General features: G+C 62.2%; 27 protein-coding genes. 8 read left to right on the top strand and 19 right to left on the bottom strand.

All coding sequences use genetic code 11. The annotated features are described in order from the left end of the window. Positions 1-173 precede the first annotated feature (173 nt). From EN851_RS04730 to EN851_RS04720, 3 genes are read right to left on the bottom strand one after another with little or no spacing between them, the layout of a single operon-like run. Positions 174-785, bottom strand: a complete 612-nt coding sequence (locus EN851_RS04730; protein ID WP_135928668.1) for a LysE family translocator — start codon at positions 783-785, stop codon at positions 174-176. Then, positions 782-1,060: a DUF4031 domain-containing protein gene (locus EN851_RS04725; RefSeq protein ID WP_127277856.1), complete on the bottom strand. Its 279-nt coding sequence runs from the start codon at positions 1,058-1,060 to the stop codon at positions 782-784. The genes EN851_RS04730 and EN851_RS04725 overlap by 4 nt, the downstream gene beginning before the upstream one ends. A 36-nt stretch (positions 1,061-1,096) precedes the next feature. Continuing rightward, positions 1,097-1,927 carry a cell envelope integrity EipB family protein gene (locus tag EN851_RS04720; protein ID WP_135928667.1) on the bottom strand — a complete coding sequence of 277 codons (831 nt, stop codon included), beginning with the start codon at positions 1,925-1,927 and terminating at the stop codon, positions 1,097-1,099. A 138-nt stretch (positions 1,928-2,065) separates the two neighbouring features. On the opposite strand from EN851_RS04720, the gene EN851_RS04715 reads away from it, so the two are divergent. The 5 genes from EN851_RS04715 (at position 2,066) to EN851_RS04695 (ending at position 6,473) form a co-directional block, all read left to right on the top strand. Next, positions 2,066-2,530, top strand: a complete 465-nt coding sequence (locus tag EN851_RS04715) for a RidA family protein (RefSeq protein ID WP_135880413.1) — start codon at positions 2,066-2,068, stop codon at positions 2,528-2,530. Positions 2,531-2,544: 14 nt separating this feature from the next. After that, on the top strand, positions 2,545-3,273 hold the full coding sequence (locus EN851_RS04710; protein WP_135929158.1) for a glycerophosphodiester phosphodiesterase: 729 nt from the start codon (positions 2,545-2,547) through the stop codon (positions 3,271-3,273). 55 nt (positions 3,274-3,328) lie between these two features. Then, the gene (locus tag EN851_RS04705) at positions 3,329-4,543 is read left to right on the top strand and encodes a GNAT family N-acetyltransferase (protein WP_135928666.1); all 1,215 of its coding nucleotides are present in this window, start codon (positions 3,329-3,331) and stop codon (positions 4,541-4,543) included. 128 nt (positions 4,544-4,671) lie between these two features. Continuing rightward, complete coding sequence (locus EN851_RS04700) at positions 4,672-5,106, top strand: HIT family protein (protein ID WP_127278897.1); 435 nt, start codon at positions 4,672-4,674, stop codon at positions 5,104-5,106. A gap of 107 nt (positions 5,107-5,213) precedes the next feature. After that, entirely contained in the window at positions 5,214-6,473 is a 1,260-nt protein-coding gene (locus EN851_RS04695; RefSeq protein ID WP_135928665.1) for a phosphatase PAP2 family protein, read from the top strand. Here the strand turns inward: EN851_RS04695 and EN851_RS04690 are convergent. The 4 genes from EN851_RS04690 to EN851_RS04675 form a co-directional block, all read right to left on the bottom strand. Beyond that, entirely contained in the window at positions 6,428-7,069 is a 642-nt protein-coding gene (locus EN851_RS04690) for a chloramphenicol phosphotransferase (protein ID WP_245520686.1), read from the bottom strand. The two genes, EN851_RS04695 and EN851_RS04690, sit on opposite strands and share 46 nt — an antisense overlap. Positions 7,070-7,133: 64 nt before the next feature. Further along, a complete protein-coding gene (clpA, locus tag EN851_RS04685) occupies positions 7,134-9,602 on the bottom strand; it encodes an ATP-dependent Clp protease ATP-binding subunit ClpA (protein WP_127872496.1) in 2,469 nt (822 codons plus the stop codon). A gap of 6 nt (positions 9,603-9,608) precedes the next feature. Further along, entirely contained in the window at positions 9,609-9,938 is a 330-nt protein-coding gene (gene clpS, locus EN851_RS04680) for an ATP-dependent Clp protease adapter ClpS (protein ID WP_010909565.1), read from the bottom strand. A gap of 278 nt (positions 9,939-10,216) precedes the next feature. Continuing rightward, positions 10,217-10,546: a phasin family protein gene (locus EN851_RS04675; protein ID WP_095774324.1), complete on the bottom strand. Its 330-nt coding sequence runs from the start codon at positions 10,544-10,546 to the stop codon at positions 10,217-10,219. 285 nt (positions 10,547-10,831) lie between these two features. Here EN851_RS04675 and EN851_RS04670 point away from each other — a divergent pair, with 285 nt between their 5' ends. After that, the gene (locus tag EN851_RS04670) at positions 10,832-12,280 is read left to right on the top strand and encodes a D-alanyl-D-alanine carboxypeptidase (protein WP_135928663.1); all 1,449 of its coding nucleotides are present in this window, start codon (positions 10,832-10,834) and stop codon (positions 12,278-12,280) included. Positions 12,281-12,326: 46 nt separating this feature from the next. Here EN851_RS04670 and EN851_RS04665 read toward each other — a convergent pair whose 3' ends face one another. From EN851_RS04665 to EN851_RS04655, 3 genes are all read right to left on the bottom strand, one after another. Then, on the bottom strand, positions 12,327-13,028 hold the full coding sequence (locus EN851_RS04665; protein WP_127280383.1) for a DnaJ domain-containing protein: 702 nt from the start codon (positions 13,026-13,028) through the stop codon (positions 12,327-12,329). Positions 13,029-13,269: 241 nt separating this feature from the next. Then, a complete protein-coding gene (locus EN851_RS04660; RefSeq protein ID WP_135915894.1) occupies positions 13,270-13,707 on the bottom strand; it encodes a DUF1489 family protein in 438 nt (145 codons plus the stop codon). 76 nt (positions 13,708-13,783) lie between these two features. Further along, positions 13,784-15,187 carry an L-serine ammonia-lyase gene (locus tag EN851_RS04655; RefSeq protein WP_135928662.1) on the bottom strand — a complete coding sequence of 468 codons (1,404 nt, stop codon included), beginning with the start codon at positions 15,185-15,187 and terminating at the stop codon, positions 13,784-13,786. Positions 15,188-15,360: 173 nt separating this feature from the next. On the opposite strand from EN851_RS04655, the gene EN851_RS04650 reads away from it, so the two are divergent. After that, positions 15,361-16,080, top strand: a complete 720-nt coding sequence (locus EN851_RS04650; protein WP_135928661.1) for a DUF599 domain-containing protein — start codon at positions 15,361-15,363, stop codon at positions 16,078-16,080. Here the strand turns inward: EN851_RS04650 and EN851_RS04645 are convergent. The 6 genes from EN851_RS04645 to EN851_RS04620 all read right to left on the bottom strand — a co-directional run bounded on the left by EN851_RS04645 (position 16,053) and on the right by EN851_RS04620 (position 20,512). After that, on the bottom strand, positions 16,053-16,850 hold the full coding sequence (locus tag EN851_RS04645; protein WP_127872502.1) for a YdcF family protein: 798 nt from the start codon (positions 16,848-16,850) through the stop codon (positions 16,053-16,055). The two genes, EN851_RS04650 and EN851_RS04645, sit on opposite strands and share 28 nt — an antisense overlap. Before the next feature lie 109 nt (positions 16,851-16,959). Further along, positions 16,960-18,525, bottom strand: a complete 1,566-nt coding sequence (locus tag EN851_RS04640) for an amidase family protein (protein ID WP_135880422.1) — start codon at positions 18,523-18,525, stop codon at positions 16,960-16,962. Then, the gene (locus EN851_RS04635; protein WP_135880423.1) at positions 18,525-18,980 is read right to left on the bottom strand and encodes a GNAT family N-acetyltransferase; all 456 of its coding nucleotides are present in this window, start codon (positions 18,978-18,980) and stop codon (positions 18,525-18,527) included. Before EN851_RS04635 ends, EN851_RS04640 begins: the two co-directional genes overlap by 1 nt. A 7-nt stretch (positions 18,981-18,987) precedes the next feature. Further along, the gene (gatC, locus tag EN851_RS04630; protein ID WP_127280125.1) at positions 18,988-19,275 is read right to left on the bottom strand and encodes an Asp-tRNA(Asn)/Glu-tRNA(Gln) amidotransferase subunit GatC; all 288 of its coding nucleotides are present in this window, start codon (positions 19,273-19,275) and stop codon (positions 18,988-18,990) included. Positions 19,276-19,363: 88 nt separating this feature from the next. After that, a complete protein-coding gene (locus EN851_RS04625; protein WP_135880424.1) occupies positions 19,364-19,780 on the bottom strand; it encodes a hypothetical protein in 417 nt (138 codons plus the stop codon). A 24-nt stretch (positions 19,781-19,804) separates the two neighbouring features. Then, a complete protein-coding gene (locus EN851_RS04620) occupies positions 19,805-20,512 on the bottom strand; it encodes a metal-dependent hydrolase (RefSeq protein ID WP_135880425.1) in 708 nt (235 codons plus the stop codon). Between the two features lie 123 nt (positions 20,513-20,635). Between EN851_RS04620 and ruvX the strand changes: the two genes are divergently transcribed. Next, positions 20,636-21,142 (top strand): Holliday junction resolvase RuvX, encoded by a 507-nt coding sequence (ruvX, locus tag EN851_RS04615; RefSeq protein ID WP_127872508.1) that lies wholly within the window; start codon positions 20,636-20,638, stop codon positions 21,140-21,142. Here the strand turns inward: ruvX and EN851_RS04610 are convergent. From EN851_RS04610 to EN851_RS04600, 3 genes are all read right to left on the bottom strand, one after another. Beyond that, positions 21,060-21,401, bottom strand: a complete 342-nt coding sequence (locus tag EN851_RS04610) for a DUF6105 family protein (RefSeq protein ID WP_135880426.1) — start codon at positions 21,399-21,401, stop codon at positions 21,060-21,062. The two genes, ruvX and EN851_RS04610, sit on opposite strands and share 83 nt — an antisense overlap. Beyond that, a complete protein-coding gene (locus tag EN851_RS04605) occupies positions 21,401-21,943 on the bottom strand; it encodes a hypothetical protein (protein ID WP_127872509.1) in 543 nt (180 codons plus the stop codon). Before EN851_RS04605 ends, EN851_RS04610 begins: the two co-directional genes overlap by 1 nt. Positions 21,944-22,066: 123 nt before the next feature. Then, entirely contained in the window at positions 22,067-23,695 is a 1,629-nt protein-coding gene (locus EN851_RS04600; RefSeq protein WP_127278351.1) for a DNA alkylation response protein, read from the bottom strand. Positions 23,696-23,783 lie beyond the last annotated feature (88 nt).

Genomic DNA, 23,783 nt, shown 5'->3' with positions numbered 1-23,783 from the left:
ATTTCCTTTCCGGTTAGCCTCCACGGACACAGGCATTTGTGGACCGAAATCCTCGAACGCCACCGGAGGTCTCAGCCGGATTTCTCCCGGGCAGACACCAAAGTCCGTGTGTGGAATGAGCGCGCATATAGAGGGGAAGTGCTGCAAACGCAAGCCGTGTAGCGCTTTAACGCCTAGCGTGCGGCAATCAGCGCTCCGGTGCCGATCATGGCGCTGCCGCCAAACCTGTTCATCAGCCGCATGCGCCTGGGCGTCCTGAACCAGCCCGAAGCCCGGCCAGCAAGCCCGGCATAGACACCCATGGTGAGGATATTGACGCTGATGACCACGGCCACCACCAGCAGGCCGTCGACAAATGTCAGCGTGTCGAGATTGAGAATCAATGGCATGATCGAGGCATGGAACAGAATCGCCTTCGGGTTCCCCAGCGCAATGGACGCACCAAGGAAGAAGAAGCGCGACAATCTCGTCCGTGCCGTCTGCGGCTCATTCGTTTGCGCGGTCGAGGCCCTCCACATCCTGACGCCGAGAAAAATCAGGTAGGCGGCGCCTGCATATTTCAGCAGGAGGAAGATCCATTCGAATGTCTGGGCCAGGGCCACCAGCCCGAGCAGGGCCAGGGTGACCAGTACGGCATCGCCGGCGGCGACCCCAACGCCGGCTATGAAGGCGCGGAGGAAACCACGCGACACGCCATTGGTGATGACGGCGAACATCGCGGGTCCCGGTGTGGCGGCGGCGAGCGTGACAGCGGCGCAATAAGCCAGAAATGCCGTTAGTGTCATAGTTTGGCCTTTCCGTTGGGCACCCGCACGCGCCGGAAGATCGCGACGATCTCCTCGCGGCTGCATTCGATGGCGCCGAGCCGTACCGCGCGGTCGCGCTCGAAGCCGGTTATGTCATAGTGTGGCGCCGATGTCCTGGGCGGCCCCTGATAGGACGAGCGCTTCACGCCAAGCCGCGATGCGAACCGGTGCAGCTCGTCGGTGTCGTCGGCCATCAGGTGGCACCAGCGATGGCCGGCCCACTTCCAGATCGCCGCATCGACATAGACCGCCATCAAGCCCGCCACGGCCAGCTCACTCGCGCATCGCCGCTATTTCGATACCGGGCAAGGCTTTGTCTGATCGAACAGCGACAGATTGACCAGCTTGCCGGTCATCGAGAAGTCGCCATAGTCCATGACGAGATCACGGGTGATGCCGTTCTCGTGCAGCTTGAAGCTGATCCGGTATTCCGGCACTTCCTCGCCGTTCTGGGTGCTGTCGTCGAAATAGGCGATGTCGACCGGCCAATATTTGTCGGCGGCAAGCTTCGCCAGTGCCGGCGCTTCCGGATCGGCCTTGTCGGCCTCGGTCTTCTTGCCGACGACAACCGTGGTCGTCATCACCTTGTTGGCGTCCTCCGAGCCATCGAACAGGTTGGTCTGGTAGAAGTTTTCGCCTTTTTCGGCCTTGCCGATCAGCTCGACCAGATGTTGGGTCGGGAACTGGGTGGCAGCGAGTTCGAGACTATTCTTCTCCGGCTTGTCGATATCGACCTTCAGGCCCTCGGCATTCTTTGTCGCGACGCCCTTGACCTCCTTGTCGAGGTTCTGGTCGACGAAGGACTTCGTCACGAAGGAAAACATCTTGCCTTCCGCGTCCTCGAACGTGGTGGTCTGCTGGTCGGTCAGCTTCGTGTTGTCGTTGGTCGCGATCTGGGTGACGAAACGGAATTTCACCGTATAGCCTTCGCAGGCCGAGCCGTTGAACTCGTAGACCATGCGGCCGGTGATGCCGGTGATGCCGGAGCGATCATCCGCCTTCTTGAGGGTGAGATCGTAGACGGCGCGATGCGCCTGCAGCGCCGGTACGGCGAAAGCGGAGCCCACGGGGAACAGCGCCGACAACAGAACGGCGTGGAATGCAAGGCGCGTTGCGCGCATGAGGTACTCCAATCGTCGCGGCTGATGGCAGGCCGCAGGGAAAGATGGTCCAGCTTAAAAAAAGTCGTGGCGGAAGCGAGGCAAAAATAGCAATTTCGGCCCGGCCAGCGCGGCACCTTCCAGCAATAGGGAAAAGCAATGAGTGAAACAATCGAAAAGCGGCTAAGTGATCTCGGCGTGACGCTTCCTGTTGCCGCCGCGCCCGCCGCCAACTACGTGCCCTATTGCAGGACCGGCAATCTGCTGTTCACGGCGGGACAATTGCCGCTCAAGGACGGCAAGCTGCAGGCGAGCGGCCTGCTTGGCCGCGACGTCGACACGGCAAGCGGCAAGGACGCGGCGAAATACTGCGCCATCAACATCCTGGCGCAAGCCAAGGCGGCACTTGGCGACCTCGAGAAGATCCGCCGCCTGGTGAAGATCACCGTCTTCGTGGCGTCGGCCCCCGATTTCGTCGAGCAGCATCTGGTCGCCAACGGCGCCTCCGATTTCCTGGTTGCCGCGCTCGGCGAAGGCGGCAAGCACGCCCGCTCCGCCGTCGGTACCGCCTCCCTGCCGCTTAATGCCGCGGTGGAGATCGAAGCGATCTTCGAAGTCGAATGAGTGAAGGTGCAGACATGACCGACCTCTCCTGGCTGACTGCCCGGCCGGTTGCCCATCGCGGCTTTCACGACATGAACAAGACGCGCTGGGAAAACACGCTTTCCGCCTTCGCAGCCGCGGCCGAACGCGGCTACGCGATCGAATGCGACGTGCATCTGTCGTCGGATGGCGTTCCCATCGTCATCCATGATGATGATCTGCAAAGGTTGACCGGGAAGGACGGGTTCGTCTGGCAACGGAGCGCCGCCGAACTTACCGCGCTCAAGGTTGGCGGCACGGCGGATCACGTGCCGACGCTGCAGGGAACGCTCGACCTCGTCGACGGCCGTGTACCCATGGTCGTCGAGCTGAAAGGAACTCCCGGTCGCGATGAAGGCCTGGTGGCACGCGTCGGCAAGATGCTGAAGCGCTACAAGGGCAAGGCTGCGATCATGTCGTTCGATCACTGGCTGATCCGCGATTTCCCCAAACACGCGCCCGGCATTCCGGCTGGATTGACCGCCTATGGCAAGGACGCCAAGCTGATCGAAGCGCATTTCTCCATGCTGGCGCACGAGCTCTCCTTCACCTCCTACGCCGCCGGCGATCTGCCGAACCCGTTTGTCAGCTTCGTGCGCGAAAAGCTCAAAATGCCTGTCATCACCTGGACGGTGCATGACCAGCCGGCGGTCGACCTGACCTTTAGATATGCCGACCAGATGACGTTCGAAGGGTTCGAACCCGACTTGGTCAAAGTCGCCTGAAGAGGGTGCCCGAAACGTGACTTGTAGCGGCCCGAATGGAGCTTAAATAAGCCTCATGGATCAGGGCGACGACGGCGACGGACAAACGGCGAATGCGGACTATGCGATCCGCATCGCCGCCGGTATAGGCGCCTTTACCTGCGATGAATGGAATGGCTTTGCCGGGACCACGCGCGGCGACGCGGAAGTCGGCTATAACCCGCTGGTTTCATTCGCTTTTTTGAGCGCTCTGGAGGATTCCGGCTGCGCCGTTCGGCGCACTGGCTGGCAAGGCCATCACCTGCGGCTGGAGACTGCGCAAGGCAGGCTGCTCGGTGCGGTTCCCTGCTATCTCAAGTCGCACAGCCAGGGCGAATATGTGTTCGATCATGGCTGGTCGGATGCCTTCGAGCGCGCCGGCGGCCGTTACTATCCCAAACTGCAAAGTGCCGTGCCGTTCACGCCCGTCACCGGCCCTCGCCTGCTGGTCGGCAAAGGCGAGGATCAGGATGCAGTGAAGGCCGGCCTTGCCGCCGGGCTCAAAATGGTGACCGACAAGCTCGGCGTATCCTCGGCACATGTCACTTTCGCGCAGGAGAGCGACGTCGCGACGCTTGAGGCTGCGGGCTTCCTGCATCGCACCGACCAGCAATTCCACTTCTTCAACGAAGGCTTTTCCACTTATGACGACTTCCTCGCCACGCTTGCCTCGCGCAAGCGCAAGGCGATGAAGAAGGAACGGCGCGAAGCGCTCGCCGATGGCATCACGATCGACTGGCTCACCGGCAAGGACCTGACCGAAAAGGCCTGGGACGACTTCTACGCCTTCTACATGGACACTGGCAGCCGCAAATGGGGCCGCCCCTACCTGAACCGCCAGTTCTTCTCGTTGATCGGCGAACGCATGGCGGACGACATTCTGCTGGTGATGGCCAGGCGCAACGGGCGCTACATTGCCGGCGCCATCAACTTCATCGGCTCCGATGCGCTCTACGGCCGCAATTGGGGCTGCATCGAGGACCACCCCTACCTGCATTTCGAGGTCTGCTACCACCAGGCCATCGAGTTCGCCATCGAACGCAAGCTGAAGGTGGTCGAGGCGGGTGCGCAAGGCGAACACAAGCTGGCGCGCGGCTACCGGCCTGTGACCATGCATTCGGCGCACTACATTGCCCACCCCGGCCTGCGCAAAGCGGTCGCCGATTATCTCGGGCGCGAACGGCGCGAGGTGGAGCGGATGGGCGAGTATCTGGAGGAGCATACCCCGTTCCGCAAAGATCTCGAGGAATAGCCGGCCTCATCGCGCGCTCGTCGAGGCCGGCATGGTCGATCTCGATCGATCTCCCCGCAGCTTCGTCTTGCCGCTCGGAGGCGGCTTCGTTACACCGGACGGCAAAGGCACACTCCGGAGCGTTCGCCATGACTGAGGCCTATGACACCGACAACATCTTCGCCAAAATCCTGCGCGGCGAAATACCCTCGCACCGTGTGTACGAGGACGAGGCTGTCGTGGCTTTCATGGATGTGATGCCGCAAGGACCAGGCCATACGCTGGTGGTGCCGAAAGCGCCGTCGCGCAATCTGCTCGACGCCGAGCCCTCGACATTCGCCCTCCTTTTCACGGTCGTTCAGAAAGTGGCACAGGCGGTCAGGAAGGCTTTCAATGCCGACGGCGTCACCATCATGCAGTTCAATGAGCCTGCATCCGGACAAACCGTCTATCACCTGCATGTCCATGTCATCCCGCGCTTCGACGGCATCCCCCTGAAACCGCACACGGGCCCGATGGAGAATCCGGAAGTGCTGGCGCGGAACGCAGACAAGATCCGCGGCGCCCTCCAGAGCGGATTTTAATCCTTTATAAACCGGCAGATCATGGTGTCGCCTGTATTACAGCCTGCGATTACTTTGTTCATACCTTTGCAAGCCTTTCCGGGGCATGTTTTCGCGGAGGACGGGCGATGCGGGATATTTCGGAAACTTTAGGCAGGCAGCCTGGCGCCAGCGCGAGCGGCGCCTTCGTGCATCTTTTGGCCGAATCATTTTATCGCCACCGCGCTATTCATGCGGTCGCCCTGTTTACACTCGGACTAAGTTTCATGATTGGCGCCCGGGTCGGCAACCGGCCGGATTTTGGACTGCTTGTCGAATACGGCTTCTACCTGGGGGTGTATTCCTGGGTTGTCGGATGTGTCTACGCGGCATTCCGCCTGTTATGGCTGGCCATTGTCGACGGCGCCACCTCGCCGCTCCGTCTTTTCCTGAATTCATTCTGGGAGTTGCTGTCTGATCGAAGGCGCATCGCCAACGGCGTGAACGGGCTGGTCGCGATCATGGCTTTTATATCCGGCTTCACGGTACTGAAAGGAGCGATCGCGTTGCTGGCGCCTTTCTCCTGGGACCAAGCCTTTGCACAATTCAGCGTCGGCCTGCATTTCGGCCGCCCTACTTACCAATGGGTCTGGTGGATCGTCGAAAGCCCCCTGGCCGTTCATTTTCTCAATCTTTGTTACAATCTTTGGTTCGTGGTGCTGCTCTCGGCGATCTTTTCAAGCGTCGCGGCGGCTCGCGATTCCCTGCTGCGACATCAGTTTCTGCTCAGCTTCATGCTGGTCTGGCTGATAGGCGGCTTCGGCATTGCCCTGATATTCTCATCGGCCGGCCCTTGCTATTACGCCAGGCTCGGCCTTGGCGATCTCTATCAACCGTTGATGGACGCACTTCAATCGGCAAATCGGCAGTATCCGATCTGGGCCCTTTCCCTGCAGGACAGGTTGTGGGACGGTTATCAGGGTTTGCCTTCGGGCAGCATGGGCATATCGGCATTTCCCTCCATGCATGTCGCGTCGGCCGTGCTCATTGCCCTCTATGCGACCAGGCTGTCGGTCAGCCTTGGCACTTTGATGTGGATATTCGCGGTGCTCATCATGCTCGGTTCGGTGGTCCTTGGCTGGCACTATGCCATTGACGGCTACGCCGGCGCGCTTATTGCCCTTGCGATCTGGAAAATCACCGGCGCGGCGTTGTCCCGGGCGGACGCAAGAACTGTTACCGTTTTGGAAGAGCTGTCCGGCCTCGGCGCGCTGCCACTCATTTGTTTAACGCCGCAACCGGCCGATGGCCTGGCCATGGCCGACGGCGCTTATCCACGCCAAATCATTTGCGGACAATTGGATCAGGAAGACCGGAGCGCCGCAAAAGCCGGATCCGAAAGCCTCTGAAACGCCGTTGGCGCCACCACTCCCTTCAGAAACTGCTGGCGGATCGCATCCGCGCATTGCCCGGCACCGAGGCGTGACGTATCGACTTCCAAATCATACACGCCAGGCCGGTGCACCTCTCCCTGCCACAGGCGTACAGGCAAAGGCACGGGATCACTGGGCGCGCCGGTAACGTAGTTCCCGCCCGCGGCGCTGGCGGCGCGCCTTTCCATGATGACCTCGATCGGGCAGCGAACGCCAACAAACAGGACCGGCAGGCCGGCGAGCCGCCTCGCGCAATCGGCCAGGATGTGGAGCGGTTTCGAATAAGCGTCGTGGTGGCCGACATCCGCAACGACATTCAGCCCCAATCGACTATGCGCCGCGATCGATTCATAGAGGGCCGCATAGAAGCGCGGCACGAAAACTTCCAGATCGGGCCGCTCGCCGCCAGGGCGCAGGCCTATTCCGGGACGATATCGCGGCGGCGTGATCTGCTCATGGCTGTCAACGCCCAGATTCATCCATGGACCGTCAAAGCTCTCCCCGATGGCCTCGGCTATACTCGACTTTCCCGAACGCGGCGCGCCGTTGAGGATGATGATTTGCCCGGCCACGCGCCACCTCATTGTTCCCATGAAAAAAGCCCCGTTTCCGGGGCTTTTTTGACTTTCGCCAGGCTCAGCCCTTTCTGGGCAGTTGCGGTACAAGGCTGCGCTTGCCGCCGTCCTTGCCCTTGGGCTCCGATTTCTGCGCCACGACCTTCTTTGCCGCGGGCTTCCTGGCCACGGCTTTGGGTGGCTTCGGCGCGTCTTCCGGCTCTTCCTTCTTCGGCTTCACCGGCGCCTCGTCGGCAAGCGATTCGAGCTTGAGGCCGGTCTCGCCGGTTTCCTTCTTCTCGACGGTGACGCGCACCGTGCCGCCCTTCTTCAGCTTGCCGAACAGCACCTCGTCGGCCAGCGGCTTCTTGATGTGCTCCTGGATGACGCGGCCGAGCGGACGCGCACCCATGCGTTCGTCATAGCCCTTGTCGGCGAGCCAGGCGATCGCGTCCGGCGACAGGTCGAAGGTGACGCCACGCTCTGAAAGCTGGGCTTCCAGCTGCATGACGAACTTCTGTACCACCTGGTGGATGACCGGCACCGGCAGCGAGCCGAACGGAATGATCGCATCGAGGCGATTGCGGAATTCCGGCGTGAACAGCCGGTTGATCGCCTCGACATCGTCGCCTTCGCGCTTGGTCGAACCGAAACCGATCGCCGCGCGCTGCGCATCGGATGCGCCCGCATTGGTGGTCATGATCAGTATGACATTGCGGAAGTCGATCTGCTTGCCGTTGTGGTCGGTCAGCTTGCCGTGGTCCATAACCTGCAACAGGATGTTGAACAGGTCCGGATGCGCCTTTTCGACCTCGTCCAGCAGCAGCACGCAGTGCGGATGCTGGTCGACACCGTCGGTCAAAAGGCCGCCCTGATCGAAGCCGACATAGCCGGGAGGCGCGCCGATCAACCGCGAGACGGTGTGGCGTTCCATGTATTCCGACATGTCGAAGCGGATCAGTTCGACGCCCAGCGAGGCGGCCAGCTGCTTGGCGACTTCCGTCTTGCCGACACCCGTTGGCCCAGAGAACAGGTAGGAGCCGATCGGCTTCTCCGGTTCGCGCAGACCGGCACGTGCCAGCTTGATCGCCGAGGTCAACGCGGTGATGGCGGTGTCCTGGCCATAGACGACGCGCTTGAGCTCGATGTCCAGGCCCTGCAGCACCTTCTCGTCATCGGCCGAAACCGTCTTCGGCGGGATGCGCGCCATGGTAGCGATCGTCGCTTCGATTTCCTTGATGCCGATCGTCTTCTTGCGCTTGGCTTCCGGCACCAGCATCTGCGAGGCGCCGGTCTCGTCGATCACGTCGATCGCCTTGTCCGGCAGCTTGCGGTCGTTGATGTAGCGCGCCGACAGCTCCACCGAGGCCTTGATCGCCTCGTTGGTGAACTTCACCTTGTGGAATTCCTCATAATAGGGCTTCAGGCCCTTCATGATCTCGATGGCGTCCTCGATGGTCGGCTCGTTGACGTCGATCTTCTGGAAGCGTCGCACCAGCGCACGATCCTTCTCGAAGAACTGACGGAATTCCTTGTAGGTGGTCGAACCGATGCAACGTATTGCACCCGACGACAGAGCCGGCTTCAACAGGTTCGACGCGTCCATCGCGCCGCCCGAAGTCGCGCCGGCGCCGATCACCGTATGGATCTCGTCGATGAACAGCACCGCGCCCGGATAATCCTCGAGCTCCTTGACGACCTGCTTCAGCCGTTCCTCGAAATCGCCGCGATAGCGCGTGCCGGCCAAAAGCGTGCCCATGTCGAGCGCGAAGATGGTGGCATTGTGCAGCACTTCCGGCACGTCGCCCTCGACGATGCGCTTGGCCAGGCCTTCGGCGATCGCCGTCTTGCCGACGCCGGGGTCACCGACATAGAGCGGGTTGTTCTTGGAGCGGCGGCACAGCACCTGGATGGTGCGGTTGATCTCGCTCTCGCGGCCGATCAGCGGATCGATCTTGCCGGCCTTGGCCTTGTTGTTGAGGTTGACGCAGTAAGCCGTCAGCGCGTCCTGCTGCTGCTTCTTCTTGCCGCCTTCCTCCTGCGGCTCGGCGCCGTTCTGGCCGCCCTGCTCGTCGTCGGCGCCGCGCGGGGTGCGGCTCTCGGACGCGCCCGGGCGCTTGGCGATGCCATGCGAGATGTAGTTGACCGCGTCGTAGCGGGTCATCTGCTGTTCCTGCAGGAAATAGGCGGCATGGCTTTCGCGCTCGGCGAAGATGGCGACGAGCACGTTGGCACCCGACACTTCCTCGCGGCCGGATGACTGCACATGGATCACCGCGCGCTGGATCACGCGCTGGAAACCGGCCGTCGGTTTGGAATCCTCATCGTAGCCGGTGACCAGATTGTCGAGCTCGGTATCGATGTAGGTCAGAACGGTATGCTTCAGCTCGTCGAGATCGACGTTGCAAGCGCGCATGACGGCGGCCGCCTCGGTGTCGTCGATAAGCGCGAGCAGCAGGTGTTCAAGGGTTGCATATTCATGGTGCCGCTCGTTGGCGAGCGTCAGCGCTTGATGAAGCGCCTTTTCCAGGCCTTGGGAGAAAGCCGGCATGTTACCTCACTTCTTCTCCATCACGCATTGCAGCGGATGCTGATTCTGTCGGGCGAAATCCATGACCTGGGACACTTTGGTCTCGGCCACCTCGAATGTATAGACCCCGCACTCGCCCACTCCATGATTGTGAACATGAAGCATGATGCGTGTGGCGGCTTCGCGGTCCTTCTGGAAAAAACGTTCCAGCACGTGAACCACGAACTCCATCGGAGTGTAGTCGTCGTTGAGGATGAGGACCCGGTAAAGGCTGGGCTTCTTGGTCTTGGTTTTGGTGCGCGTGATAACGGCCGTCCCGCGGCCGGCCTCATTGCCGTCGCCGCCGCCGTTTTGCATCCGCGCCACTCGTCTCGTGGCAGTCAAACCGATCGTCACGTAATCCTGCCTCTTCGAATCCTCATGCGAGTTCGACATGTAGGTGTTCGATGGACGATTTTAAGCCCTTCTGGTTAGCTGACAATATGGCTAGGTGACCAACTTGGCGGATTTTCGCATTCGTGAAGCGCTACGCTGTCGCGGATCGGAAACTGGCATGAAAAAACCCGGTCGCGTTTCCACGACCGGGTTCTGCCCCACCCACGAAGGGCCGGATCTTGAAAATTGTCGGGCGAAAATTACTTCGCCTTGGCAACGATCGATTCGAACGGCTTGTAGGCTTCCTTGGCGAGTTCGGCATAGAGGTCGCCAATCTTGGTGGCCTCGGCGACGAACGCCTCGTAGGACTGCTTGGCATAGTCGGACTGGATCTCGATCGCCTTGTCCAGCGACTTGGCCGAGAACAGCTTCTCGAACGCGGCGCTGCCGGCTTCGAAGCTCTTCTTGGTGTATTCGCCGGCCTCGGTGGCGATCGCCTGCGCGCCCTTGGACAAAGAGGCGAAGCTCTTCAATCCGGTGTCGGCGAACTCCTTGCCGTACTTGCTGAAGTCCTCATAGGTCTGGGTCATTTCATACTCTCCCTGGACGGTTGAAGCGCCCTGCCCCGAGCGCCGTTGTGCAATGCATGATAATATATTGTGCGCCGCACAAAAGTCAAGAATTCAAGGGCTCGCCACCCCGCCGGCACCGGCAATGGCTAAAATTCGAATAAAGGAAGGCTCAAACCACCAGAAAATGGTGAACGCGGCGGTTACCATAAACGGATTGGTAACGCTGCCCCGCTAGCTTGGCCGGAAGCGAGGCAGGATCCCTTTGCCGCCTCCAGCGCAACGAGAAATTCAAAGGAACTACCAGTGCGTCAGGCGTTGTCGGGCATCGTTTCCAAATCCGCGTCCCCTCTCAAAACGATCATGATCCTCGCCATGGCGATGACATTCGTCGTCGCGGATGCGGCATCGTCGCTCGCGGCAAAGTCAGCGGCCATCGTCGTCGACGCCAAGACCGGCAAGGTGCTCTATTCGGCAAACGCGGATGGCCGGCGCTATCCTGCCTCGCTGACCAAGATGATGACGCTCTATCTGACCTTCGAAGCGATGGCGAAGGGCAAGATCAGCAGAAACTCGCCAGTCGTGTTTTCGGCCCATGCCTCCGCCGAGGCACCGACCAAACTGGGCGTAAAGCCGGGCGGATCGGTCACGGTCGAGACGGCGATCCTGTCGATAGTCACCAAGTCGGCCAACGACTCGGCGACCGCGCTTGGCGAAATGATCGGCGGCAACGAAACCAATTTCGCCCGCATGATGACGGCCAAGGCGCGGCAGCTCGGCATGGACGGCACCGTCTTCCGCAACGCCAACGGCCTGCCGGATCCGGGGCAGTTCACCACCGCGCGCGACATGGCCACGCTCGGCATCGCGCTGCGGGAACATTTCCCCCAGTACTACGGCTATTTCGCGCAGCGGTCCTTTCTCTACGGTCGCCAGCGCATCAATGGCCACAACCGCCTGCTCGGGCGCATCAAGGGCGTCGACGGCATCAAGACCGGCTATACCCGCGCCTCCGGCTTCAATCTCGTCTCGTCCGTTAATGACGGCAACCGCCGCCTTGTCGCCGTTGTCATGGGCGGCACGTCGGGCGGCAGCCGCGACAACCAGATGGCTGGCTTGATCAACACCTACCTGCCGAGGGCCTCGACACGCGGTGGCGGCGATCTGGTCGCCAAGGCGGACAGCAATCCAATCAAGGCACTTGCGAAGGTTCTCCTGCCCAAGCACGACGCGCCGACCCCGGACGAAAAGCCGGTGGCCGTCGCGGACGCCGATACGGCTGTCGCGGACGACACGACCACGGCTGTCGCGGACGACGCCACAGTTGCCCAGGGCGACAGCGAGGACGAGGATACAGCCGAGGCAGAGGCGCCCAAGCTGGTTGTTCCGGCAAAGAGGGTGAAGACGGTCATCGTCTCCGCCCCCAAGGTCGCCACCGCGCAGGTCGTGGCCGCCTATGCCGAGCCCGCCCTGGCCGCCGTCGATCCGGTCAGCACCGCTTCGGTTCCGTCAGGCTGGGCCATTCAGGTTGCCTCCTCGCCCAACCAGTCCGAAGCTCAGGCTTTCCTCGACAAGACCACCAAGCAGGCTCCCAAGGTGCTGGCCGACGCTTCCGGCTTCACCGCCGCTTTCGACAAGGGCGGCGTCACTTACTACCGCGCCCGTTTCGGCGGCTTTGGGTCGAAGGACGCCGCCTGGAAGGCCTGCACCGCTTTGAAGAAGAAGAAAATCGAGTGCTACGCCGTCCAGCAATAGGACTGCGTGGAAGATTTCTCCCGGAAGAATATTGCGTCGAAGGAGACTAGTTGTGATTGGAGAGCAAGACGTCCTTGGCTTCGTTAATCCGCGCCGCCAGGAAAGACGTGCCGCCGATGTCGGGGTGCAGGCGCTGCATCAGGCGGCGGTGCGCCTTGCGGACATCCGCCGCGGCGGCCCCCGCTTCAAGACCAAGGACCTTGTAGGCCTCCTCCTTAGTCATGGCGCCCGGACCTGGCGCAACACCCAGCCCTTCGCCACCGTTCGTCTCAGCGTTTTTGCGCCAGACGGGAAATCTGCCGTCAAGATACGTCTCTAGCAGCTGGCGGCTCTCCGGATCGCCGGAGAGCTCGCGGTAGAGATGCTGCAATTCCGCCTGGGTCATCGAGCCAAGCATCTTGCCATCGTGGCGGCCGGCAAGAACCAGCCCTTCAAGGCCGCCCGTATCGTGATCGAGTTCCATCTCGAGTGCCGCTGTCCGCACGGTTGAGCGTTTTCCAGCAATTGGCCTGGCATTTGGGCGCCCGGTACGCGTGGCGCCATACCAGGCGATTGCCACGAACAGGATAATGCCGCCGATGCCTTGACGCCCGACCACGAGCACGGCGCCGCCGATCAGCGCCAGCAGGATCGGCCCCAAGGTTCTCATCCCGCTTGCGAGTTGCGCCGGATCCGCACGGAGAAAGGCCATGGCCAACCCCAGGAGCACCAGCAACAACGCGACCACAACGATAATTGCGCCTAACATTTCCCATCGCCCCGCAGATATCCTGTCCGCCTGGACAGCCGCGTGATGTCCTTCAACACTTTTTCTGCGCCAGAATCATGGCCTTTACCCCCGCTGGAAGAGGACCATCATACGAGCTGATTCTCCAACGCCGCGGCCTGTGTCGACTTCGACAGTTCTTCCTCGCGCATGGATTTCAAGATGTGGCGTCGTCGCGTCGCTTGCAAGTCCAGTGCGAAGCAAGTTTGAGGGCCAGAAATGTCTAGAGCAGGCCGAGATCGGCGAGTTCGCGCCTGAGTTTCGGCGGCATCTCGACCAGCCCCGCCTTGCCCTTGCCGAGATCCGCCGGGGCGTCCGTTGGCTTCAGATAACGCCAGCCCTGGAAGGCGCGGCGCGGCTGCCAGTCGGTGCGCACCACCTCGGGATCGAGCATCAAATGGCAGCGGCCGATGCCATCGTCATCGGTGAACGGCCGGATCTCCGTGATCAACTGCCGGCATTGCACGCTGCCCTTGATCACCCAGTAGAGCGAGCCGCCATCGGTGACCTCGTCGCCACGTGTCGGCACCATGCGGGTGGTGTGCCAGTGTTCGGCTGGTTCGCCGGCACGGCGGCGCTCGTCGAGACGGAAGGCGATCCAGTCTTCGAGATCCTCGACACTGTCGCAGCCGACGCAAAGCTTTAGGAGATTGAGAGCCATGCGCCAAGGTTAGCCCGGGGCGCCAGGACGTCAACGGCCTGGCGGACTTCTCCACAGTGCCGGTTTGGGCCAGATCTCAACACTCAACGACATTGACGGCAAGACCGCCAAGGCTGGTTTCCTTGTACTTCTCGTTCATGTCGAGGCCGGTCTGGCGCATGGTCTCGATCGCGGCGTCGAGCGGCACGAAATGCACGCCGTCGCCCTTGATCGCCAGGGACGCGGCCGTGACCGCCTTGACGGCACCCAGCGCGTTGCGTTCGATGCACGGCACCTGCACCAATCCGCCGACCGGGTCGCAGGTCATGCCGAGATGATGTTCGAGCGCGATTTCGGCGGCGTTCTCGACCTGTTCGGGCGTGCCGCCCATGACGGCGCACAGGCCGGCGGCCGCCATCGCCGAAGCTGAGCCCACCTCGCCCTGGCAGCCGACCTCGGCGCCGGAGATGGACGCATTGGACTTGATGATGCCGCCGACGGCCGCTGCCGTCAGCAGGAAATCGCGGATGCTCGGCTGGTCGGCCTCGGGATGGAAATGCAGCCAGTAGCGCAGCACCGCCGGCAGAGTGCCGGCCGCGCCGTTGGTCGGCGCGGTGACGACACGCCCGCCGGCCGCATTCTCTTCGTTCACGGCCATCGCGTAGATCGACAGCCAGTCATTGGCGAGCAGCGGGTTCGGCCGGTTCTGCTGCCACTGCTCCTGCAATTTGTCATGGAGCTGCCTGGCGCGCCGCCGCACCTTCAGCCCGCCCGGCATTATTCCGTCCTGCGACAGGCCACGGTCGATGCAGCTCTTCATCGCGCCCCAGATGGCATCGAGGCCGGTGTCGAGCTTCTCGCGCGACATCTGCGTTTCCTCGTTGGTGCGCTTCATGTCGGCGATGGAAAGGCCGCTCTTGGCCGCCATCTTCAGCATCTCGACCGCGTTCTTGAAGGGATACGGCACTTTCTTGCCCTCGGTCGTGACCGAGCCCTTGACCTTCATCCGTTGCAGCTCTTCTTCCGAAACCACGAACCCGCCGCCGATCGAATAGTAGATGCGCTTGAGCAGCAGCCGGCCGGCCGCGTCGTAGGCATGGAACGCCATGCCGTTGGCGTGACCGGTGAGCGGCGTCTTGCGGTCGAGCACCAGATCGGTGGCCGGGTCAAAATGGTAGGAGGGGTGACCGGGCGGTGAAATCAGCTTGTCGGCAGCGATGCGGCTGATGATGCCGTCGGCCTGGTCGGGGTCGACCGTTTGCGGCGTCTGGCCGGCAAGGCCGAGAATGACGGCACGGTCGCTGCCATGGCCGACGCCGGTATAGGCGAGCGAGCCATGCAGGCTGGCACCGATGCGGTCGACCTTGGCACCGGCGGGGCGCGGCCAGTCGTCGCCCGCGACCTCGTCGAGAAAGCGGCGCGCGGCCGTCATCGGACCCATCGTGTGCGAGCTCGAAGGGCCAATGCCGATCTTGAACAGGTCGAAAACGGAAAGGAACACGCTGTCTCCTGGGTCACGTCGAGGACTACATATAGGAATTCCCGGGATGTTTCCGCTCTTTTGACAATCGCGGCGCAGCACCTGCCGACCTTGTTTGCTCCGGCAGCGACATTGATTGTCTGTCGCCGTATGCGGCGATCGAAGCGATCGTGCGGGATATGGTAAACTCAACCATGGGCGATTCCTCTTATCTGTCGGCGGCCGATCTCGCGGCGCTGGGCTTTTTCCTCCTTGTGTGGGTGCTGCACACGCTCGCGTCCGATGGCAGGCTGGTTAGCCGCATGTCGCTGACGACCGCCATGAATGCGCAGCGCGAGGCCTGGATGCGCACCATGGCCGAGCGTGAGATCCGCATCGTCGACACCGCCATCATGAGCGGCCTGCAGCAGGGAACCGCCTTCTTCGCCTCCAGTTCGCTGATCGCGCTCGGCGGCTGTTTCGCCCTGCTTGGCGCGTCGGACCGCGTCATCGAGGTTCTCAGCGACCTCCCGCTGGGCGGCGTGCCGGATCGAGCCGCTTTTCAGATCAAGGTGCTGGGCCTGGTGCTGATTCTCGCCTTTTCCTTCTTCAAGTTCGGCTGGGCCTACCGGCTGTTCAACTATTGCTCGATCCTGATCGGCGCGGTGCCGATCCCGCATGGCGAAGCCTCGCGCAATCCGGTCACGCAAACGGCCGTGTGGCGCGCGACGCAGATGAACATGCTGGCCGGCAAGCATTTCAACTCGGGCCTGCGCGGCGTGTTCTTCTCGATCGGCTATCTCGGCTGGTTCGTCGATCCCCTGGTGTTCGTGCTGTCGACGCTTCTGCTGCTGGCCGTCCTGGTGCGGCGCCAGTTCTTCTCGGCAGCGCGGCGCGCCGTCATCGGTCAGCCGCCCGGCGCCGGAAACGGCTGATCGATGCGCCCGGAAAGCCAATAGGCCAAAAGTCCGATCCACTCGCGAACCGCCATCGTGGTCGCCTGCAGCGAGTCGGACGGGTTGTCTCGGAACAGGCCGATGCCTTCCTTGCCCGAGGTACGATAGTCGACCGGCCATGGAACGGTTGGAAAACCGGCCTTGTCGAACAGCGCCTTGGCGCGGGGCATGTGAAAGGCTGATGTCACCAGCAGCCATGTCTCGCCCGGCTTGGGTTTGACCAGTTCGCGGCTGAAGACCGCGTTCTCGTAAGTGTTACGGGATTTGTCTTCGAGGATCAGACGGTCAGCCGGTACACCCAGCGCCTCGAGCAGGCGTGGCGCCGTGTCGGCATCACCTTCGCCATCGAAGAACAGTGAGCCGTTTCCACCGGAGACCACCACTTTTGCCTGCGGGAAACGCCGGGCGAGGATTGCGGTCTCGACCATGCGATCGCCGCTGCTGTTCAATTCATGGCCGCCGCGCACGAGGTTGATAGCGCCCTCGAAGCCGCCGCCGAGCACGACGATGCCGTCCACCTTCTCCGGCAGCGGCGGCTTGGGAAAGCGTTCTTCCAACGGATTGAGCATCATGGCGCCGAGCGACGTCCAGGCCGATAGCGCAAGGATCAGGAACGCCAGCACACTGCCGGTGACGGCAAGCCGCCGCCGGCCGATCATTCCCGCGATCAGCCCCGCCAAAAGCAGGAAGATTGTCAGGTTGAGTGGCTGGATGAAGAACCAGAAGACCTTGGAAAGATAGTAGAACATCGCTCCACCCTTACAGCGTCAAGGACGCCGTAATGCTTCAGTTTCACGCATGATCCTATCCGAAAATCGATCGCGATTTTCGGGGGCATGCGTCAGACGAGCGATACCCTTACCACCACTTCTCCGGCTGGAATGTGCCGGCCGCCTGCTCGATGACGGCGGCGGTCTGGAACAATGTCTCTTCCTCGAACGGCCTGCCGATCAATTGCAGGCCGAGCGGCAACCCCTTGGGGTCGAGCCCGGCGGGCACGGCAATGCCGGGCAGACCGGCCATGTTCACGGTGACGGTGAAAATGTCGTTGAGATACATCTTGACCGGATCGGCCGCCATGTCCTCGTCGGCGATGCCAAAGGCGGCGGACGGGGTCGCGGGCGTCAGGATGACATCGACACCGGCGGCGAAGACGTTTTCGAAGTCGCGCTTGATCAGGTTGCGCACCTTCTGCGCCTGTAGGTAGTAGGCGTCATAATAGCCGGCCGACAGCACATAGGTGCCGATCATGATACGGCGCTTGACCTCGCGGCCGAAGCCGGCGGCACGCGTCTTCTCGTACATCTCGACAATGTCCTTGCCCGGCACGCGCAAGCCGTAGCGGACGCCGTCATAGCGGGCGAGGTTGGACGACGCCTCGGCGGGAGCCACGATGTAATAGGCCGGCAGCGCGTATTTGGTGTGCGGCAGGGAGATGTCGACGATCTCGGCGCCGGCATCCCTGAGCCAGGCAATGCCCTTCTGCCACAGGGCCTCGATCTCCTCAGGCATGCCCTCGACGCGGTATTCCTTGGGAATGCCGACCTTCATGCCCTTGATCGGCTTGCCGATCGCAGCCTCGTAGTCCGGCACCGGCCTGTCGACTGACGTCGTGTCCTTCGGATCGACCGAGGCCATGGATTTCAAAAGAATGGCAGCGTCGCGCACGTCGCGAGCGATCGGGCCGGCCTGGTCGAGCGACGAGGCGAAGGCGACGATGCCCCAGCGCGAGCAGCGACCGTAGGTCGGCTTGATGCCAACCGTGCCGGTGAAGGCGGCTGGCTGGCGGATCGAGCCGCCGGTGTCGGTCGCCGTCGCACCGGCACACAGGAAGGCCGAGACGGCAGTCGCCGAACCACCGGAAGACCCACCCGGCACCAGCTGTGCATTGTCGAGGCTACGCTGGGTCTTCGTGCCGCCGGCCGACACGAAGCCGCCATCCCCCTGATGTGTCGTCGGCATCACCACCGTATCGAGGCGCGAACGCCGCCACGGGTTGATGACCGGGCCATAGTAGGAGGTCTCGTTGGACGAGCCCATGGCGAACTCGTCCATGTTGAGCTTGCCCAGCATGACCGCGCCATCGGCCCACAGATTGGATGTGACGGTCGATTCATAGCGCGGCTTGAAGCCGTCGAGCACATGGCTGCAGGCCTGGGTATGGACGCCTTCAGTACCGAACAGGTCCTTGATCCCAAGCGGAATGCCTTCCAGAGCACCGCCCTCGCCCTTGAGCAGCCTGGCGTCCGACGCCTTGGCCATCTCGCGCGCCTTGTCGCCGGTCACCGCGACATAGGCATTGAGCGTGCCATTGGCGCGATCGATCGCCGAGAGATAGCTTTCCGTCAGCTCGGTCGCGGTGATTTCCTTGGCGCGCAGCTTGGCGCGGGCCTGCGAAATCGTCAGTTGGGTCAGGTCGCTCATCATAGGCTCTTTTCGTAAAACACCGACCACTCGGAATCGGGATAATCGAGCACCGGCCCGCAGCGCGAGAACCCGGCACGTTCATAGACGGTCCAGGCGGCCGGATGGCGGTCACCGGTCTCCAGCACCAGCCGCTTCAATCCTTCATCGCGCGCCAGCGCCTCAAGCCGCTCGACGATCCCAGCGCCGATCTTGCGGCCGCGATGGGAAGGCCTGATATACATGCGCTTGACCTCGCCGATGGCTTCGCCATGCCGCTTCAGGGCGCCACAACCAATGGCGACGCCATTGTCGCGAGCGATGAAAACCGTCGTGTCCTGCCCCGCCATCTGCTCGACAGTCAGATGGTAGCAATGCTCCGGGGGCGTCAATTCGAGCAAGGTTTCGTCGAGTTCCCTGACCAGGCCGCGCACGTCGTCCTGCAGCGGCGTCTCGGTGGCGATCTCGATTGCCATCGGCGCCTTACTCCACGACCTTCGGCACGAGGAAGAAATTCTCGTCGGTCGCCGGCGCGTTGGCGACGATGTCGGCCGCCTTGTTGCCGTCGGTGACGGCATCCGCGCGCTTCTTCATCTCCATCGGCGTCACCGAGGTCATCGGTTCGACACCGGAAACATCGACCTCGTTCAACTGTTCGACGAAGCCCAGAATGGCGTTCAACTCGCCGGTCATGCGCTCGGCATCTTCCTCACTCACCGCGATGCGGGCGAGATGCGCGACGCGCTTCACTGTCTTGACATCAACGGACATGCATTTGCCTCGGGAAAAACCAGTCCGGGCTATAGCGGCGCGGCGCGCGGCGCGCAACATGCGCCGGCCGACAATCGGGCAAACAGCTTCATGGCAGGGCAACGCCCTCGCACAGATAATAGCTGCCGCTGTTACCGCTCGCCTCGCTCTCATCGTCGATGGGTCGGACCGAGACGAGATCGAGCTGCGTCGGGCTGATCCGCGTCACCGACAGGACATCCGGAAAGACGTAGCCCGGTTCCTGGCAGATGGCCGTCACCGCCCAGCTCGGCGAGCGCGTCGCCTTGCTGACTTGAACGAACTCGCAGCTATACTCGACGCCCTGCAGGCCATGCACCGAAAGCACGATGTTGCCGGCATCGACAAGCGTCTGCAGCGTCTCCTTCCTGGCCTGTCCACAAAGCTCCTCGGACTGCAGATAGACGCCGTCGATGAAATCATCGGCGGCGAGCGCGGGCGACGCCGCGACAACCATCGAAACGCAAAGAGATCGCCCCAACGCCATGGATTTGTTCCGCTTTCGTTGTTTCTAGATCGTAATCGCTTGGCCGATTTTCGGCAACGCGACCTTGACGCCGGACCCTTCCAAGCCGGCTTCGAACTTCTCAGGCGTCGGATCGATCATCGGAAACGTGCCGAAATGGCAAGGGACAACCGTGTCGAACTTGAAGAAGCGGCGGCAGGCAAGGGCCGCCACCGCGCCGCCCATGGTGAAGCGGTCGCCGATCGGGACAATGCCGATCTTCGGCTCGTGCAGCTCGTTGATCAGCGCCATGTCGGAAAAGATGTCGGTATCGCCCATATGATAGAGCGTGCGGTCATCCGGGAAATGCAGGACGAGCCCGCCCGGATTGCCGAGATAGACGTTCCTGCCGCCATCTTCGCCAAACGAGGAGGAGTGCAGCGCCTGGACAAAGGTGGTGGTGAAGCCGCCGCAATCGACCGTGCCGCCGATGTTGCCGGGATTGATCTTCTTGTCGCTGACGCCCTTGCCGACTAGGTACATGCAGATTTCGAAATTGGCGACCAGTTGAGCGCCACTCTTGCCGAGCACTTCCAGCGCGCCGCTGATGTGGTCGCTGTGCCCGTGTGTCAAAAGAACATGCGTGATCCCTTCGGCAGGCTCTTCCCAACCGCCGGTCCAGGACGGGTTGCCGATCAAATAAGGGTCGATCAGGATTTTCGCGGCACCGGTTTCGATGCGGAACGCCGAGTGGCCGTACCAGGTCAATTTCATCAATGCATTTCCTCGATTTTTGTCGAGCCAGAGGATAGAACGCCGCTAGCCCCGAGATCAAAGGGTATAGTGTCCGCCGCGCATTCGAAAAGACGCGTGCTACCGAAAAGACGAGGGAAACCGTTGGCTGTCATCACGATTGAGCAATTGCCGGCGCGCCTCGCCGACGGCAGGACCCTGGCAGGGCTCGATCTCGGCGACAAGACGATCGGTGTCGCGGTTTCCGACCGGGGGTTCTCCTTCGCTCATCCCCGCCCGGTCATCCTCAGAAAGAAATTCTCGCTCGACGCGGCCGTCCTTCTGACGTTGCTGGAGAAGGAGAATGTCGGTGCGGTGGCGATCGGACTGCCGATCAACATGGACGGATCCGAAGGCCCACGCGCCCAGAAATCGCGCGCCTTCGTGCGCAACATGGCGCAACTGAGCGACCTGCCCTTCGTGTTCTGGGATGAGCGGCTATCGACGGTCGCGGCCGAACGGACGCTGATCGAAATGGACTTCTCGCGCGCCAAACGCGCCGGCAAGATCGATTCGGCGGCAGCCGCCTTTATTCTGCAGGGAGTTTTGGACCGGCTTCAGTCGCTCGATGCAGCCGATCGAACCGAACCGGACCCGTCCAGCGCCGGCTGACCCAGCCCAAAATCTCGCGACGCCTGCGGAACGCCCACAAGGCCATCAGCAGAAGCCCGTCGAAGACGCAAGTCTTCGCTACCATTCCGGGGATGATCGATGGGTCGATGCCCAGAATCTGGCCGTAGAGTTGGAAGAAGAAGTCGTGCGTCTGCCGGCTGAACATGACGTAGCCGAAATTGATGTCGTTGGCCGATAGATAGAACCAGCCCCAGAAAATTGCCATCGGGGCGGCCCACATTCCGAAGATGTAACGCATCAGAGACCTCCCTTGCCCTTCGGGCGGCCCGATATCAGGGAGAGCAGCGAATTATGCGCCGCAGCCTTCGCCATGCTGTGCGCCGTGGCGTGGAAATCGTCCTCATCCAACCCGACTGCCGACCGCCGCTCGGCGAGCATCGCGACATAAGAGGCCAGAAGTGCGGCCAATTGCACCGCCACCACCATGAACAGACCGTTGATGCCTTGGGCAGCGCCGCCGATCAGGATCATCGACATCACGCCGGAAGCAGAAATAAAGGCGATGCGAACGACGCTGTCGGCACCCGGGCTGGACGCGTCGTTGATCAGCGTATCGACAAAGGCCCAGAAGAACAGCACCGCCACGACCAGCAATGCGGTCGCCAGCGGAGCGACCACGACGATGTTCTCCAGATTGATCAATCGGGCGCTCTCGACGGTCACGCCGAGTACGCCAAGAGCCGCCGCCACACCTCGATTTCCATCGATACAGATCAGCGCGAGCAGAGCGAAAACGATCGCCCAGTGCACCGACAGAAAGGAGGTCAATACGTGTCGCATCATGATTCCTGCTTCGACAGGAATGACAGTGGGCTTTGCGGTTCGTCACCGCAACGGAAACCATTTGTTAAGGTTAACGACGACGGTGGGGGTCGGCAACGCCCTCGGCGAACGACATCTCCTTCAATTCACCGGCGGATAGAGCGTATCGATGATCATGCGCGCATCGTGACGCGAATCGAGCATACCGTAGGTATTGCGCCACTGGCCCGCGAGCCGCGTCTCGACGAAAGCATCGGCGATCCGCCCTGCCCCCAGTCGGCGTAACTCGGCGGCCGCCGCCGACAGCGCAAGCTGTTCCGTAAGCAGCCGGGCCGAGCCCTCGTCGGTCGAAGCCACCTGCATGGCCGCCTTCAGAACACCGATCGTGCCGCGCCCGCCGGCGCCGAGGTCGCGGTCGATGCCGCCCAGCACCTCTTCGAAAAGGCCAGGCGCGCGGCCAAGCACGCGCAGCACGTCGAGCGCCATGACATTGCCCGATCCTTCCCAGATCGCGTTGACAGGCGCTTCACGGTAATAGCGGGCGAGTGGAGCTTCCTCGACATAGCCATTGCCGCCAAGGCATTCCATCGCCTCGTAAAGCAGCGGCGGCGCGATCTTGCAGACCCAGTATTTGACGACCGGCGTCATGGCGCGGGCGAACGCCGCCTCGCCGCGGTCGCTCGCCGCCTCGTCGAAGGAACGCGCCAGCCGGAATGACAGCGCGGTCGCCGCGGCGACATCGAGCGCCATGTCGGCCAGCACGCGCTGCATAAGCGGTTGCTCGATCAGGTTGGTTCCGAACACCTGGCGATGGCGGGCATGATGGATCGCTTCGGCCAGCCCCGCCCGCATGATCGCCGAAGACGCCACCGCGCAGTCGAGCCGGGTCAACGTCACCATGTCCATGATCGTCTTGACGCCGGCGCCGGGCTCGCCGACCATCTCGCCGATGGCGTTGACGAACTCGACTTCGGAAGACGCGTTGGAGCGGTTGCCGAGCTTGTCCTTCAGCCGCTGGAAGCGAAAGCCATTGCCCGACCCGTCACCGAGCACACGTGGCACCAGGAAGCACGACAGCCCCTCCGGCGCCTGCGCCAGCACCAGGAAGGCATCCGACATCGGCGCCGACATGAACCATTTGTGTCCCGACAGGCGGTAGAACCCGCTTCCGACGCGTTCCGCCCTGGTCACATTGGCCCGCACATCCGTGCCGCCCTGCTTCTCGGTCATGCCCATGCCGAGCGTCAGTCCGGTCTTCTCGACCGGCGGCTTCTGGCTCTGGTCGTATTTGCGGGTCGTCACGCGCGGCGCCCATTCGCGAAACAGTTTTGGGCTGGCCATCAATGCCGCCAGCGAGGCGCTGGTCATGGTGATGGGGCACAGGTGCCCGGTCTCGAGTTCCGCCGTCAGGTAGAAACGGGCGGCCCGCACCTGATGGCGGCGGCCAATCTCGGCGTCGCCATTTTCCCAGACCGAGGAGTGCAGGCCGTTGGCCACCGAACGGCGCATCAAGGCGTGGTAGGCCGGATGGAACTCGACCAGGTCGATGCGCCGTCCCTGGCGATCATGCGTCCTGAGTTTAGGCGTCTCGACATTGGCGAGGCGCGCCAGTTCCTGCGCTTCTTGCGTGAGCACGAAACGGCCAAGCCCGTCGAGATCCTTGCGCACCGGATCGGAAAAGCGCTCGGCAAGCTGGATCAGCAACGGATCGCCTCGCCAGGCGTTGCCGCCCGTCAGCGGCGGCGGCTGGTTCGTTACGTCGTCGGTCACACCCAATCCTTCTAGAAAGGCCTTATCGTTGGAAAGCCTCGAATCCGAGGCCATCGGCTAGATATAGCCAAGCGTTGCTGCGCGCGCG

This window comes from Mesorhizobium sp. M8A.F.Ca.ET.208.01.1.1 (assembly GCF_004791315.1).
Lineage (GTDB): Bacteria > Pseudomonadota > Alphaproteobacteria > Rhizobiales > Rhizobiaceae > Mesorhizobium.
The sequence above is the reverse complement of the archived record's forward strand: the minus strand, read 5'-3'. Positions and strand labels throughout refer to the sequence as shown.